This is a genomic window from Tolypothrix sp. FACHB-123, from assembly GCF_014697075.1.
Taxonomy (GTDB): Bacteria; Cyanobacteriota; Cyanobacteriia; order Cyanobacteriales; family Nostocaceae; genus Aulosira.
The window spans coordinates 1-15,198 of the sequence record NZ_JACJRE010000046.1 but is presented as its reverse complement, the minus strand read 5'-3'; the positions used below and the strand labels follow the sequence as shown (position 1 = coordinate 15,198).

At 42.5% G+C, this 15,198-nt stretch carries 11 protein-coding genes; 5 read left to right on the top strand and 6 right to left on the bottom strand.

Annotation, left to right across the window (positions count from 1 at the left end):
- Positions 1-6 precede the first annotated feature (6 nt).
- Positions 7-888 (top strand): phosphate ABC transporter permease PstA, encoded by an 882-nt coding sequence (gene pstA / locus H6G41_RS24835; RefSeq protein ID WP_190749621.1) that lies wholly within the window; start codon positions 7-9, stop codon positions 886-888.
- A gap of 54 nt (positions 889-942) precedes the next feature.
- The gene (pstB, locus tag H6G41_RS24830; RefSeq protein ID WP_190749619.1) at positions 943-1,749 is read left to right on the top strand and encodes a phosphate ABC transporter ATP-binding protein PstB; all 807 of its coding nucleotides are present in this window, start codon (positions 943-945) and stop codon (positions 1,747-1,749) included.
- Between the two features lie 204 nt (positions 1,750-1,953).
- Here pstB and H6G41_RS24825 read toward each other — a convergent pair whose 3' ends face one another.
- The 6 genes from H6G41_RS24825 to grpE form a co-directional block, all read right to left on the bottom strand.
- Positions 1,954-3,543 (bottom strand): glycoside hydrolase family 57 protein, encoded by a 1,590-nt coding sequence (locus H6G41_RS24825; RefSeq protein ID WP_190749617.1) that lies wholly within the window; start codon positions 3,541-3,543, stop codon positions 1,954-1,956.
- 333 nt (positions 3,544-3,876) lie between these two features.
- Positions 3,877-4,998, bottom strand: a complete 1,122-nt coding sequence (gene rsgA / locus H6G41_RS24820; protein WP_190749615.1) for a small ribosomal subunit biogenesis GTPase RsgA — start codon at positions 4,996-4,998, stop codon at positions 3,877-3,879.
- Positions 4,995-5,252 (bottom strand): sulfurtransferase TusA family protein, encoded by a 258-nt coding sequence (locus H6G41_RS24815; RefSeq protein WP_096644151.1) that lies wholly within the window; start codon positions 5,250-5,252, stop codon positions 4,995-4,997. The genes rsgA and H6G41_RS24815 overlap by 4 nt, the downstream gene beginning before the upstream one ends.
- Positions 5,252-6,379, bottom strand: coding sequence for a molecular chaperone DnaJ (gene dnaJ, locus H6G41_RS24810; RefSeq protein ID WP_190749613.1), 1,128 nt, complete (start codon positions 6,377-6,379; stop codon positions 5,252-5,254). Before dnaJ ends, H6G41_RS24815 begins: the two co-directional genes overlap by 1 nt.
- Positions 6,380-7,054: 675 nt before the next feature.
- The gene (dnaK, locus tag H6G41_RS24805) at positions 7,055-9,013 is read right to left on the bottom strand and encodes a molecular chaperone DnaK (RefSeq protein ID WP_190749612.1); all 1,959 of its coding nucleotides are present in this window, start codon (positions 9,011-9,013) and stop codon (positions 7,055-7,057) included.
- Between the two features lie 279 nt (positions 9,014-9,292).
- Positions 9,293-10,030, bottom strand: a complete 738-nt coding sequence (gene grpE, locus H6G41_RS24800; RefSeq protein ID WP_190749610.1) for a nucleotide exchange factor GrpE — start codon at positions 10,028-10,030, stop codon at positions 9,293-9,295.
- Positions 10,031-10,473: 443 nt separating this feature from the next.
- On the opposite strand from grpE, the gene H6G41_RS24795 reads away from it, so the two are divergent.
- The 3 genes from H6G41_RS24795 (at position 10,474) to H6G41_RS24785 (ending at position 15,040) form a co-directional block, all read left to right on the top strand.
- Positions 10,474-12,486, top strand: coding sequence for a GspE/PulE family protein (locus H6G41_RS24795; protein WP_190749608.1), 2,013 nt, complete (start codon positions 10,474-10,476; stop codon positions 12,484-12,486).
- A gap of 73 nt (positions 12,487-12,559) precedes the next feature.
- Positions 12,560-13,675 carry a type IV pilus twitching motility protein PilT gene (locus H6G41_RS24790; protein ID WP_190749606.1) on the top strand — a complete coding sequence of 372 codons (1,116 nt, stop codon included), beginning with the start codon at positions 12,560-12,562 and terminating at the stop codon, positions 13,673-13,675.
- Between the two features lie 144 nt (positions 13,676-13,819).
- Positions 13,820-15,040, top strand: coding sequence for a type II secretion system F family protein (locus tag H6G41_RS24785; RefSeq protein ID WP_190749604.1), 1,221 nt, complete (start codon positions 13,820-13,822; stop codon positions 15,038-15,040).
- Positions 15,041-15,198: the final 158 nt, after the last annotated feature.

Below are 15,198 nucleotides of genomic sequence, written 5' to 3'. Positions count from 1 at the left end.
TGAATTATGACTTCTAGTTATCCAGAAAGCAGCCTAACACGCGCCCCTATGTCTCAGCGGACGCTGTTTAATACAGTGATGACCGTCTTAGCATTTACATGCGGAATTCTAGCGCTGCTACCTTTATTGGCAGTGTTGTCTTATGTCATCATTCAAGGTTTTAGCAGTCTCAGTCTTAGTATATTTACTGAACTACCGCCGGCTCCATTACGCAAGGGAGGTGGCTTTGGTAATGCAATTTTAGGCACCTTAATGATGGTAGGAATTGGTGCATTAATTAGCATACCCTTTGGCGTTTTGGCAGCAATTTATTTGACAGAATTTAGTTCTGGTAAAATAGCAAGAGTAGTACGATTTGCAACTAATATTCTCAGTGGGGTGCCGTCTATTATTGCTGGGGTATTTGCCTATGGGATTGTAGTTTTATCTTTAGTAAAACTTAACTTAGGTTCTTACTCAGCGATAGGTGGTGGTTTTGCATTATCAATTTTAATGTTACCAATTATTGTCCGCACCACTGATGAGGCTTTGCAGTTAGTACCACAAGATTTGCGACAAGCATCTTTGGGTTTAGGAGCAACTAAATTCCAAACGGTAACGCAAGTAGTGTTACCGGCTGCTTTACCAGCAATTGTCACAGGAGCAACTTTAGCGATCGCTCGGTCAGCAGGAGAAACGGCTCCTTTACTGTTTACGGCTTTATTCTCACCATTTTGGCCAAATGGCTTATTCCAACCCACAGCCTCGCTGGCTGTTTTGGTTTATAACTTCGCGACTACTCCGTTTAAAAATTTACAGTCACTAGCTTGGGCAGCTTCTCTGATTTTGGTGTTAATGGTACTTTTGACCAGTATCATCGCCCGCTGGGCAACTCGCCAGAAAGCTTAGTGCAGTCTCGTCTTCAGGGCATATTACTACCCCAAAACTTACACTAGACTATTTATGGCTTCTAACATTAGCACAGTGAATGGTACCGAAACTGTATTACGTACAGAAAACCTGAATATTTACTATGGCAATTTCCTAGCTGTGCGGGATATTTGGCTAGATATACCGAAAAACAGAGTTACAGCCTTTATTGGCCCTTCTGGTTGTGGTAAAAGTACATTACTAAGATGCTATAACCGTCTCAATGACCTGATTGAAACTTTTCGGGCAGAGGGTAAAGTTTATTATTATGATAAGAACCTCTACGCATCTGACATCGATCCAGTAGAGGTGCGGCGGCGGATTGGGATGGTATTTCAAAAGCCAAATCCATTTCCTAAATCAATTTATGACAATATTGCTTTTGGAGCCAAAATTAACGGCTATAAAGGAAATATGGATGAATTGGTAGAGAAGAGTTTGCGTCAGGCGGCTTTATGGGATGAAGTCAAAGACAAACTGCGGCAAAGTGGCTTATCTTTATCTGGTGGACAACAACAGCGTTTATGTATTGCCAGAGCGATCGCTGTCCAACCAGAAATTATTTTAATGGATGAACCATGCTCTGCTCTTGATCCAATTTCCACTTTGCGGATTGAAGAATTGATTCATGAGTTGAAAGAGCAATATACCATTGTGATCGTTACCCACAATATGCAACAAGCTGCGCGGGTTTCGGACATGACAGCTTTCTTTAACGTCCAACGGACAGAAAAAGGTGGACGTAGTGGCTACCTAGTAGAATACGATGCCACCGAGTTAATTTTTAACAATCCTCAACAGGAAGATACAAAAGATTATGTTAGTGGCAGATTTGGTTAAATACACTTTGTAAATTATTTACAATCGCCATCTCCATTGAAATCTAAGAAGCTAATGTGTGGCTGTTAACAGTTGACAGCCACACATTATTTTTGATGATTAATAAAACAAAAGCTAATACCTAAAGCTTTATCAAATAAAATTAGGGTAGGTATTACCCCACCCTAAGATGTTTTTACCTCTATGGAGTTGGTTGCAAACTTATTACAAAGGACGATAGACGCGGTAGTTTATATTCGGGAAGATGTTATCCATTAACTCAACTTTTTCTAACCAACCGCTATCAACTTTGCCAATTTTTACATCTTCGTAGATTTTATTGAATCGCATTAAGTGCGATCGCGTTCTTCTCACGGCATAGGGTACCATTGTTCCCGTCCGCATAATAAATGCCCAGTCAGAAGATTGGGCCAATAGTAACTCCCGCGCAGCTTGGTTTAACGCCTTCCATTGCAATTCATCTTCTGGTTCAATATGGGAGATTTCAATCATCCGTTCCGCAGCTTTATGCAAATGTGGGTAAATCCATGCATTGGTTTCGTTTAACCAATATTCATGGAAACCTTTGTAACCCCAACTCGATTGGGAAGGACGACACACCTGTTGCGTTGGCTGTTGGCGTAAATAATCTGCTAAATGAGTCATGGCATAGGTTTTTTGGTCATACCATGATTTACGGAACAGATAATCAATAAACCAGGGGCCTTCATACCACCAATGTCCAAATAACTCAGCATCGTAGGGCGAAACAATAATCGGTGGACGCTGCATTATCCCATGTAAATGTTCAGCCTGCCGTTCTCGATTATACATAAAGTTAGCAGCATGTTCTGCAGCTTTTTCCTTTGCCCAGTAAGGGTCATACAGTGCTTTATCAGAAAGTCCTAAGCCACGTCCAGTAATTTTATGATACTTAATGCCAGTATTTTTACGCTGGCCATTAGGCATAACGTAGGGCTTGATGTACTCATATTCTGCTTCCCAGCCCAAATCTTTGTAAAACTCGCGATATTCTGCTGCACCAGGATAGCCCACCTCAGAAGACCATACCTGTTGAGAAGATTCGTGATCGCGTCCAAAAGCAGCAACACCAGTTTCAGTAAAAATGGGAGCATAGGTGCCAAAGCGAGGACGAGGACGGGCATAAAGGATACCATGACCGTCAGTCAGGAAGTAACGCAACCCTGCATCTGCCAGCATCCGCTCTAAACCTTCATAGTAAGCACATTCAGGTAACCAAATGCCTCTAGGTGCTTGACCAAAAGTTTCTTCGTAGTGTTCGCAAGCTACCTGAATTTGTGCCCACACAGCTTGCGGATACATTTTCATCAGTGGTAGGTAGCCGTGAGTAGCACCACAAGTAATAATTTCCAGGTTGTTAGTATCTTGGAACTGCTTAAATGCTGTTACTAAATCGCCCTTGTAGTGTTCCCATATCTGACGCGCTTCGTTAAACTCTGTAGCATAATGTTCTGCTAAATACTTAAGATGCCCATTGTGGACATTACGCTCAGCCTCTAGTTCAATTAGTTCTTCTAGCTTGGCTAAATGTGCATCATAGCGTTCTTGTAACAGGGGATCGCGGAGCATTGATACCAAAGGTGGTGTCATGCTCATCGTGATTTTAAAGTCGATGCCGTCTCGCTTTAGTCCTTCAAATACTTTCAATAAGGGAATATAAGTTTCAGTAATGGCTTCATATAGCCATTCTTCCTCCAACACATAATCACTTTCTGGGTGACGAACGAAGGGTAGATGTGCATGGAGAACAAGCGCGACGTAGCCTATAGCCATAATTATTCTGGGGTGGTACGTGTAAATTGAAGGTCGAGAGGTGTTTGGCAGAAATTAACAATATTTTAAGACTTTATTGGGATTGTGACATTAGTTAATGATTTTTTCCTCAATAAATATTCTTCCACAGCAGAAATGATCTGCTGTAGCGCGATCGCTAAAATAAAATCTGCACTGAAGCTTTTGGATTTCTTAGCGAGTAGATAAAATCCTTAATCCCAGGCCTAAAGTCCTGAATACGGAGATTACTAAAATAGGAAATTTTTGTGTAAAAAACTACAGTTGAGCGGATAATTTACGATCGCTATTACTGTTACCAACTTTATTATCTGCTTATTCTTCACTATCTTGATACAAATTTTGTAAAGCTTGCAGTTGGGTTTTACGAGCTACACGGCGATATTTTTTACTTTCTAACTTTGGCTCGTATTGGCTGTGACCTTTGCCTTTAGTTTTTAACTTGAGGGTAGATTCAGGGTCAGCTTGCTGATTGCGTTGAGTTTGATAGGCAACCGCATCTGCTAAAAACTCTAGATAATGCTCATAGCGTTCCCAGTCTCCTCGCACCACACAATCAGGCTCATCTCGATGCAGACAATCACTAAAGCGACAGCTACCAGTAGCTAACCGCTCTCTGACTTCAGGGAAGTAATAGACTAATTCTTCGGGAGTACAATCGAGGTCTGGTTGGTTAAAACCTGGAGTATCTGCGAGTAAACCCTTACTAGGTAATTCAAATAATTCTACATGGCGGGTAGTGTGACGACCGCGAGCTAATTTACCCGAAACTTCACCGACGCGCAAATTTACATCGGGAACCAGGGAATTAATTAGACTAGATTTGCCAACTCCAGACGGGCCAGCAATTACAGTGATTCTATGATTTAAGTAAGCAGATATTTGGTCAATATTTATACTATTTTGCACGCTAATAAATAGCGGTTGATAACCCCAAGCTCCCAGGCGATCGCTAATTTGCTGCTGTGCTTGTGGCGATACTAAATCGCTTTTATTCAGGCATAAAACCACATCTAAGCCTGTAGATTCCGCCTTCACCAAAAAGCGACTTAATTGATATGGTTCTAAAGGTGGATCGGCAACAGCAAATACGAGGAGAATTTGGTTGACATTAGCAATTGGCGGACGGTCTAACTGAGTTTGGCGGGGTAGGACATGAGCGATCGCACCGCGTCCCCCAGCCCAATCTGGTTCTTCAATGACTACGCGATCGCCCACCATTACCTGTTGACCAATTTTTTTCAAGCGTGTTCTGCGGGTGCAGAGGAGCATGGGGGGAGTGGAAGACGCAGAAATTGTTGGTGATAAATTCCCTGCGTCATCATTTTCCTGCGGTTCCTTGTCTGTGACATCCAACTGGACTTGATAAAAATTAGCTTGTACAGCTAGCACTGTACCTAATAACTGTCCAGTGGTGAAATTAACTGTTCCTGTCATTGGGCGATCGCAGGACGGCGTACTAACAAGGAAAAATAACCAGTGCAATCTGCAATTTGTTCTACTTGATAGCCTGCCATAGACAAGCTATCAGGAACCTGCTCAATTGGCTCGCCAGGGTCTAACCAAACTTCAAGCAAACTTCCCGGTGGCATTTTCTCCAGACGTAACTTTGTCCGGACAAAATTAATCGGGCAAGGAGTACCGCGCAAATCCAATTGAGCATCAGGAGATGATAGAGAAGATACAGTCATTACTTAAACAGATTACCCAAGAATCCTTCTAGACCGCCCTTACCAGTGCGCTCTCCCTTAATTTTAGCTAGCTTCTCTAACAATTCTCTCTCCTCTGGAGTTACCTTATTGGGAATATCAATCAGCACCGTCAGCAAATGGTCGCCACGACTTACAGGATTGCCTAAGCGTGGTACACCACGATTTTCTAGTTTCATCACTGTATTTGGTTGAGTTCCCGCCGGAATTATTAATTCCACTGCACCATCAACTGTATCTACCTCCAGACGACAGCCTAAAATTGCTTGCAGGTAACTAATCTTAATCTCAGAGAGAATGTTAATACCATCCCGGTGAAATTCCTCGTCCTCATTCACAAATAAGTAGACGTACAAGTCTCCAGGAGGGCCGCCTCTTTGTCCGGCATCTCCTTCTTGAGAGATACGCAAACGCGTACCATTGTCTACACCAGCAGGAATAGTAATTTTGAGTTTTTTGGTGATTTGATTTGTGCCTTTACCCTCACAAGCATCACATTTATCTTCAATCACCATTCCCGTACCATTACAGGTAGGACAAGTAGAAACTTGGGTAAAACTACCAAAGGGTGTTCTAGTGACACGGCGTACTTGACCTGAGCCACTACAAGTCGAACAAGTCCGTGGGCGAGTACCTGCTTTGGCTCCAGAACCACTACAAACATCGCAGGTTTCTAGGTGAGAAATGCGAATTTCCTTTTCACCACCAAACACTGCTTCCCGAAAATCTAACTTCAGGTCTAATCGCAGGTCATCACCCCGCACTGGGCCGCTACGTCTTCTTTGGGTCGGGCCACCCATTCCCCCAGCAAAACCACTAAAAATGCTCTCAAAGATATCGGCAAATCCGCCCATATCACCCATATCTTGAAAACCAGATGCCGCCGCGCCAGAGACCCCTTGTTCGCCAAAACGGTTATAACGTTCTCTCATTTCCGGCTCAGAAAGTACTTCATAAGCGCGGTTAATTTCCTTAAACCGCTCCTCTGCTCCCGGTTCTTTGTTCACGTCTGGGTGATACTTCCGGGCTAAGCGGCGGTAAGCTTGTTTGATTTCTTCTTTGTCGGCGTCACGAGAGACACCCAGAATTTCATAATAGTCGCGGGCCATATAGCAAAGGTAAAAGTTAGAAGGAAGAAAGCAGAACAGCCACTGCGTCCTGATGGATTTTCCAGCTTGTAAAAGCTGGGTAGCATGTGGCGTGGCAGAAGTTAGAGGACAAAAGGTAGCAGTTAAATTTTGTTAATAATTGATTTTACCTTTTCCCCTTTACAAAAATCACCAGCAAGTATTAAGCAACAGGTGCTTTGCTCGCCAGAGACGATAAAAGCTACGGAAAGGACGAGCAAAGCAGAACCCTGCTCTGACTTCTCACTGCCTGAGGCTGTCTCTTTTACAATTGTGCTACGTAGGTAAGGAAAAACACGCCCATCCACCAGAGGGGCTAGCCGCACCATTAGGTGTGGAAAACCCCCCTAAGAGCGTTTGGTATTTGTGCTGGGACATATCTAGCCCACGGCAATTTGCTTCTACAATCTAGCAAAATTAGAGATTAGGGACTAGGGAGTAGAGACTAGGGACTAGGAAAGATGTGTTTCAATTCCTAATACCAATCCCCAGTACCCAATATCCAAGTCCCTAATACTAACTTATCAATTCTTAATTTCTATTTCCCTGTCGCCAATTTCCTGTCGCCAATTTCCTGTCGCCAATTTCCTGTCGCCAATTTCCTGTCGCCAATTTTCTGTCGCCAATTTTCTGTCGCCAATTCCCAGTACTTAATCTCTAATCGATGGCTTCGTAATCAGCCTGTGCAGTATTTTCGTCATCAAAATCAAAGTTAAATTGGGGTATCAATGTGCCACCAATTGGTTGTTCTGGTTGTGAAACAAGCTGTTCCTCAGGAACTGCGGATTCTTCACCTATTTGACTACTAGCCCGATTGTAGACGTTAGCACCGATGGCAAAAAGAGTTTTTTGGAAATCTTCCAAGTTCTGCTGAAATTCCTGTAGAGAAATATGAGAGTTAGTCATGGCTGCTTGCAGTTGTTTGACTTTCTCATTTGCCAAATTTTTCATCTCTTCAGGAATTAAGTCGCTATTATCTTTTAGAGTTGATTCATAACTGAAAAATAGATTTTCGGCCTGGTTTTTCAACTCAACTAGTTCTTTGCGCCTTTTATCGTCTTCCGCAAACACTTCGGCTGCTTGCCTCATTTTTTCTACTTCTTGGGTAGTTAAGCCACCAGTATTAGTAATTCTAATACTCTGCTCTCTACCCGTGCCTTTGTCTTGGGCAGAAACTTTGAGGATACCATTGACATCGATTTCAAAAGCTACTTCAATTTGCGGCACACCACGGGGTGCTGGAGGGATTCCTGCTAAGAGGAACTTACCGAGACTTTTGTTATCTCGTGCCATTGCCCGTTCACCTTGCAGCACATGAATTTCTACTGAAGTTTGCCCATCAACTGCTGTGGAAAAAATTTGAGATCTACTGGTAGGAATTGTGGTATTACGTTCGATTATTTTGGTAAAAACTTCACCCAAAGTTTCTATTCCTAAAGAGAGGGGAATAACATCTAACAACAGCAGATTATCAACTTCTCCACCCATTACCCCAGCTTGGATAGCAGCACCTAGAGCTACTGCTTCATCAGGGTTAACAGAGCGATCGGGAGTTTTGCCATTGAAAAACTTAATTAAGGCGTTTTGAACTGCGGGAATGCGGGTAGAACCACCCACTAAAATAATCCGATCGATGTCTTGTGCTTTGCATTCGGCATCTTTCAAAGCTTGAGTCATTGGTTCGATGGTAGCTGATATTAAATGCCCCGTAAGTTCTTCAAATTTTGAGCGACTCAGTTCTAGTTCTAGATGCTTAGGGCCTGTTTCATCGGCGGTAATAAAAGGCAAGTTAATTGAGGTACTAATCATACTAGAAAGTTCAATTTTTGCCTTTTCTGCTGCTTCCCTTAGGCGTTGCAGTGCCATTTTATCTTGAGACAAGTCTATTTTCTCTTGTTCCAAGAAGCCTTCAATAATCCAGCGTAAGACGCAGTCATCAAAGTCATCACCACCTAGTTGGTTATTACCATTAGTTGCCTTGACTTCAAAAACTCCATCTCCGAGTTGCAGGATGGATACGTCAAAAGTTCCACCTCCCAAGTCAAAGACTAAAATTAGCTGCTCTTGGTCTTGTTTATCTAAACCAAAGGCTAAAGCTGCCGCAGTCGGTTCATTAATTATCCGTAAGACTTCTAGCCCAGCAATTGTCCCAGCGTCTTTAGTTGCTTGTCTTTGGGCATCTGTAAAATAGGCTGGTACAGTAATTACTGCCTGATCTACAGATTCACCCAAGAAATTCTCTGCATCCTGCTTGAGCTTTTGCAGGATCATGGAAGATATTTCTTGGGGTGTATAGTTACGTCCGCGAATTTGCACATCCACGGTATCATCTCGACCTTTGACACAGGTGTAAGGTGAGCGATCGCGTTCTGTTGCTGTTTCTTCCCAACGACGACCGATGAATCTTTTGATACTGAAAACTGTGTTTTCCGCATTAGTGACGGCTTGTCGTTTGGCTAGCTGACCGACCAAGCGATCGCCCCCCTTACCAAAACCCACAATACTAGGAGTTGTGCGTCCACCTTCAGAATTAGCAATGACAACTGCTTTACCGCCTTCTAAAACTGCGACGCAACTGTTAGTGGTGCCTAAGTCGATTCCTATAACTTTTCCCATACTGTTCAGTATTTTTACGGATTTATGTGGCCATAAGGCTTTGCGGACTATCTTATTTGATTTTTTTGTTACAGACAAATACTGACGGAAATGTTGATAAGAAATAGAGTATTAGGCATTGGACATTGGTTATTTCTCCGCTGCTACCGCTGCTTGTTTGTCTCTTTTTCTCCTTAGCAGATCCATCAGTTAGTATCTTTATTTCACTTTTGGTAAGTGATGCTCGCCCTGACAAAAACCAAGGCACCTTTGGTCAGTGAGGCGAGCAACTACAGGTTATTAGTTAGCTGGACTCGACTGATTATCTTGTGATGGTGTATCTTCTTTGGGAGCAGCTACCTTGACCATTGCATGGCGCAGTATGCGATCGCCCAAGTAATAACCACGTACTAACTCTTCTAACACTGTTCCTTCAGGATGTTCATCCGTAGGTTCCCGCATTACAGCTTCGTGCAGATTCGGATCGAATTCTTGACCTTCAGGACGCATTGGCGAGACACCAAGGCGTTTTAAGCAATCAACTAGTTGTTTGTAAACGCCTTGATAGCTTTTATGAATAGTCATTTCACTATCAGTTTGTGGTTTGAGGTGCGATCGCGCCCGCTCAAAATTATCCACAACTGGTAGTAATTCCGTAATCGTGTTGCGCTTAACCTGCGCTTCTAAATCTTCTTTTTCTTTTTGGTTGCGTTTACGATAATTCTCAAAATCTGCTGCAATCCGCATATATTGATTGCTGCGTTCTTCTAATTGCGCTTTGAGTGACTCGATTTGTTGAGTCAATTCTCCTAAAGCTGCCGTTTCTTGTTCGACCTTCTCCGTCGCTGCGGCAGAATTTTCTGATGTAAATGTAGTTCCCGACACATTATTTTGTGCTGCCACTGGCTCAGTTACTTCGCTGCCAGATTCGTTGGAGTTAATTTCGACTGGGGAGTCACTCTTCATTGCTTGCTTTACCTCTGTGGGTTCACCCAATTGTTGGCTTGTATTGTTTACCTGTTTATTGTCGTCTATCATTGTCCACTCATCCCAGATACTATTTACGGCATTACACCACATCTAGCAACCGTTGCAATGGACGGCTGATGAATGAGGCGAATTTTTTGCCGATATATTCCTGGAAGTGATGTCACTGTCCTCTTATTGTGACAAATGGCGAACGTCTTGGCGTAGACCTGAGCAGGGCGGTAACCCGAACGGATCTAGTAGCTTTAGCAGTACATCAACAAGATGAGTAGCAGTCAATCTTTTACAAGTATGATTTTGAGTATTTTTTTAACATAAATATACTTAAAATTTAATTTTTGTATGACTTAAAAGCTAGAGTGCTGCTGTTGTGGAGCGAATAACTCAGGCAGCAAAGAAAATTTTTGGCAGGAATTTACTTAATCTAAATGAGAATTATCTGCCACAGCTTGGGAATACTTTACTCAGAGGTTTTCCCTACTCATTGCTCAATTATGACTTACTCGTCACCGCAACGGCGCAGTACCGCTCTCACTACAAAAACAGAGTTTTCGCCCTTTGGCAATAAGCTAGTGCAGTCTGGCTATGTTAATAGCGAACAGATGAGGCAGGCTTTGATTGAAAGCCGCAAATCCGGCACTCCCTTAACGGAGATGCTAGAGTCAATCTCTGGGCGACAACTATCACCTGAGTTACTTAGACAATATAAGAAACAGCAGTTATTTGAACTAAAAATACTATATGGTGTTGAATTCCTAGATCCCGAAGTCAGCCAACTGGGCAATACTATGGTGGGAAGGTTAATTGACACCCTCATCCCAGTAGATATTTGTCGTCGCCATCGGTTAATCCCCCTCTCAAAGCATGAAGACCAAAATCCACCTTGTGTTTTGGTGGCAATGGTCGATCCAGATAACCTGGAAGCTTCCGATGATCTCAACCGGATCTTGCGCCCACAAGGTTTAGCATTGCAGCGCATGGTAATTACCCAAGAGGACTACCAAAAGCTGATCAATCAATATCTAGATGAATTAGCTATCCGGCAAAAACATCTAGAGCAAGAAAAGTTTACAGATATCAATCAAGATCTAGAAAATCTTAACAATCTCGATATAGATGATGCGCCTGATGAGATGGAGGCTGACTTAGGCGCAGCGATGAAGGGTGCTGAAGATGCTCCAGTCATTAATCTAGTTAATAGAATTTTGGCGAAAGCCTTACACGAGAAGGTTTCAGATATTCACATTGAACCACAAGAAGAAAACCTCCGCATTCGGTTTCGTAAGGATGGTGTGCTGCGTGAAGCTTTCGATCCGCTACCGAAAAAAATCATTCCGGCGGTCACGGCTCGGTTCAAAATCATTTCTAGCTTAGACATTGCGGAAAGACGTTTACCCCAAGACGGACGCATTCGCCGGATGTTTGAGGGACGCAAGGTGGATTTCCGGGTCAATACTCTACCCAGTCGCTATGGGGAAAAGGTTTGTCTGCGGATTTTAGATAACTCCTCCACCCAACTAGGTTTGAATAAGTTGATTACCGACCAGGAAACCTTAGATATCGTTAAGGACATGGTTAGTCGTCCCTTTGGGTTGATTTTGGTAACAGGCCCAACTGGTTCTGGTAAAACGACCTCGCTGTATTCAGCATTAGCAGAAAAGAACTCTCCGGGAATTAACATCAGTACGGTGGAAGATCCGATTGAGTACAGTTTGCCAGGAATTACCCAGGTACAGGTAATTCGGGAAAAAGGGCTAGATTTTGCCACAGCTTTGCGGGCGTTTCTGCGACAAGACCCTGATGTGTTACTGGTGGGTGAAACTCGAGACAAAGAAACCGCGAAAACAGCAATTGAAGCAGCCTTAACAGGTCACTTAGTATTAACTACCTTACACACCAATGATGCCCCCGGCGCGATCGCTCGTTTGGGAGAAATGGGCATTGAACCGTTCATGGTGTCCAGTTCTCTGATTGGGGTATTAGCACAACGCTTGGTCAGACGTGTTTGTTCTGATTGTCGTATTCCTTATACTCCTACGCCTGAAGAACTGGCCCGTTACGGTCTATCTGCTTCTCAAGAGGTGAATGTCACTTTCTATAAAGCTAACTCTTTGACCAACGAAGCCCAAGCCGAAGCCAAAGCCAAAGGTCAGGCTTGCCCAAGTTGTAATGGTGTTGGTTACAAAGGACGTTGTGGTGTTTACGAAGTCATGAGAATTACCGAAAACTTGCAAACTCTGATTAACGAAGAAGCACCAACAGAACGCATTAAAGAAGTAGCCGTAGAAGAAGGTATGAAAACCTTGCTGGCTTACAGCTTGGATTTAGTCCGTCAAGGTTCTACCACCCTAGAAGAAGTTGAGCGGGTGACATTCACTGATACCGGTTTGGAAGCCGAATTAAAAGCTAAACGCAAGAGTGGTCTAACATGTCGCACTTGTGACGCCACATTACAACCAGAATGGCTGGATTGTCCTTACTGTATGACACCTCGTTTTTCGGATTAGTCAATAGTCATTGGTCATTAGACAAATAACAACGAACAACTGACAACTAACAAATAACTAGGGAAGTAAAACTATGGAAATGATGATTGAAGACTTGATGGAACAGATGATTGAAATGGGTGGTTCGGATATGCATTTATCCGCAGGTTTACCTCCCTATTTCCGCATCAGTGGCAAACTCACCCCCATAGGCGACGAGATATTGACTGCGGATCAGTGTCAAAGACTAATCTTTAGTATGCTCAACAATACTCAGCGTAAAACCTTAGAGCAGACCTGGGAACTTGACTGTTCTTATGGTGTGAAGGGTTTGGCTCGTTTCCGCGTCAATGTGTATAAGGATCGTGGTGCTTACGCTGCTTGCTTGCGGGCGCTGAGTTCTAAAATTCCTAACTTTGATAAATTGGGTTTGCCAGATGTTGTGCGAGAAATGACAGAAAAGCCTAGAGGATTAATTTTGGTGACTGGGCCTACTGGTTCTGGTAAAACAACGACTCTCGCGGCAATGATTGACTTGATTAACCGCACTAGAGCAGAGCATATTTTGACAGTAGAAGACCCGATTGAATTTGTGTATGAACCAATTAAAAGCTTGGTGCACCAGCGCCAACTAGGTGAAGATACCAAGAGTTTTGCTAATGCTTTGAAAGCAGCCTTGCGGGAAGATCCAGATATTATTCTGGTGGGAGAAATGCGAGATTTAGAAACAATTTCTTTGGCGATTTCTGCTGCGGAAACAGGGCACTTAGTATTTGGTACTTTGCATACTAGTTCTGCGGCTCAGACAGTTGACCGGATTATTGACGTTTTTCCCCATGAAAGACAAACTCAAGTGCGGGTGCAATTATCTAACTCTTTAGTGGCAGTATTCAGCCAAACTTTAGTACCCAAGAAAAATCCTAAACCAGGTGAATATGGTCGGGTAATGGCGCAAGAAATTATGATTATTACCCCCGCTATTTCTAACTTGATTCGTGAAGGTAAAACATCGCAAATTTATTCAGCAATTCAGACTGGCGGTAAGTTGGGTATGCAAACTCTAGAAAAGGTTTTAGCCGATTTATATAAAGCTGGAACTATTTCTTTTGAAGCGGCTATTTCTAAGACTTCTAAACCAGATGAAATTCAACGTCTAATTGGTGGAGTACCACCACAAGCTGCTGGTGCTGGGGCTAAAGCTCACCACTAATTAATTAACAAATGAGAAAGCAGAGGGTACAAAAGAGGCAGAGGAATCAGTTGAAAAATAAATCAGAACTATTGCTGATTACATATTGCCTCTTCACCCTTAATTATTGAATATTGACTCTTGACTATTTTGATTTTATAGCCTATGCCTACCTATGTTGCCCGCGTTCGGGATGCACAAGGAAAATCCAGAACTGAAAAATTAACTGCGGAATCTCTGGCTCAAGCCCGTAATAATTTGCGAGATTTAGGTTTTGTAATCCAAGACCTGAAAGAGTCTCAAAGTGGATTCAATTTTGATTTACAGAAATTTCAGACTTCAATGGTCAGTGTGACTGTAAAGGATAAAGCGGTTTTTTCTCGTCAATTTGCCGTTTTAACTAATGCAGGTGTCGCTATTGTGAGAAGTTTGGGTGTACTTGCTGAGCAGTGTAGCAATCCTAAATTAAAAGCGGCTTTAACTGATATTGGTAATGATGTGCAAACCGGCACAAATCTTTCAGACTCAATGCGAAAACATCCTCAGTGCTTTGATAATTTATATGTCAGTATGGTGCAAGCTGGGGAAATTGGTGGTGTACTTGATGAAGTTTTAAATCGTTTAGCTAAGTTATTAGAAGATGTTGCTCGATTACAAAACCAAATCAAAGCGGCATTGTCTTATCCAGTTGTTGTGGGTGTTTTAGCAACTAGTATTTTCGTCGGGATGACGGTTTTTTTGATTCCCATTTTTGCCAAAATTTTTAAAGACATCGGTATAGAACTACCTGCTTTAACACAATTTTTGATGAATTGTAGTGAGATATTACGCAGTTTTTGGTCAGTAGTAATTATTGCTGGATTGATAGGATTTAAAATTGCCTATAACCAGTATTACAAAACCCCTGTTGGTAAACTAACTATCGACCGTTTATCTCTTAAAATGCCTTTGTTTGGTGACTTGATTCAAAAAACAGCAGTTGCCCGTTTTAGCCGGACTTTTGGGGCGCTGACTCGTTCTGGCGTACCCATTCTTACTTGTTTAGAAATTGTTCGAGATACATCAGGGAACCAAATTGTAGCTAATGCTATAGATGCAGCCCGTATAGAAATTCAGCAAGGTGGCATGATTAGTGTTGCTTTGCAAAAAGAAGCAGTTTTTCCAGCTATGGCTATTCAGATGATTAGTATTGGTGAAGAAACTGGGGAATTAGATGGAATGTTGATGAAAGTTGCCGATTTCTATGAAGATGAAGTTGAGCAAGCAGTTAAAGCATTAACTAGTGTTTTAGAACCACTGATGATTGTGGTTTTGGGGGGGATGGTTGGAACGATTTTGTTAGCGATGTATTTGCCGATGTTTAAAGTATTTGAAAAATTGGGCTAAAAAAAAGACTGAAAAACAAAGTCGGAAGTATGAAATGTTTATACTTCCGACTTTATTATGGTTCTTTAGTACTTGTTATGCTAAACTAACAATCAAAATGCCAGTTTAACAAGCATCTAATTCGGAAGTTTTCAAAGTTTCTAAATCCATAAGCCGAG

Excerpts from the sequence above, each read along its gene's own strand:
- pstA (WP_190749621.1), top strand. The coding sequence starts at position 7 with ATGACTTCTAGTTATCCAGAAAGCAGCCTAACACGCGCCCCTATGTCT.
- pstB (WP_190749619.1), top strand. The coding sequence starts at position 943 with ATGGCTTCTAACATTAGCACAGTGAATGGTACCGAAACTGTATTACGT.
- H6G41_RS24825 (WP_190749617.1), bottom strand. The coding sequence starts at position 3,543 with ATGGCTATAGGCTACGTCGCGCTTGTTCTCCATGCACATCTACCCTTC.
- rsgA (WP_190749615.1), bottom strand. The coding sequence starts at position 4,998 with ATGACAGGAACAGTTAATTTCACCACTGGACAGTTATTAGGTACAGTG.
- H6G41_RS24815 (WP_096644151.1), bottom strand. The coding sequence starts at position 5,252 with ATGACTGTATCTTCTCTATCATCTCCTGATGCTCAATTGGATTTGCGC.
- dnaJ (WP_190749613.1), bottom strand. The coding sequence starts at position 6,379 with ATGGCCCGCGACTATTATGAAATTCTGGGTGTCTCTCGTGACGCCGAC.
- dnaK (WP_190749612.1), bottom strand. The coding sequence starts at position 9,013 with ATGGGAAAAGTTATAGGAATCGACTTAGGCACCACTAACAGTTGCGTC.
- grpE (WP_190749610.1), bottom strand. The coding sequence starts at position 10,030 with ATGATAGACGACAATAAACAGGTAAACAATACAAGCCAACAATTGGGT.
- H6G41_RS24795 (WP_190749608.1), top strand. The coding sequence starts at position 10,474 with ATGACTTACTCGTCACCGCAACGGCGCAGTACCGCTCTCACTACAAAA.
- H6G41_RS24790 (WP_190749606.1), top strand. The coding sequence starts at position 12,560 with ATGGAAATGATGATTGAAGACTTGATGGAACAGATGATTGAAATGGGT.
- H6G41_RS24785 (WP_190749604.1), top strand. The coding sequence starts at position 13,820 with ATGCCTACCTATGTTGCCCGCGTTCGGGATGCACAAGGAAAATCCAGA.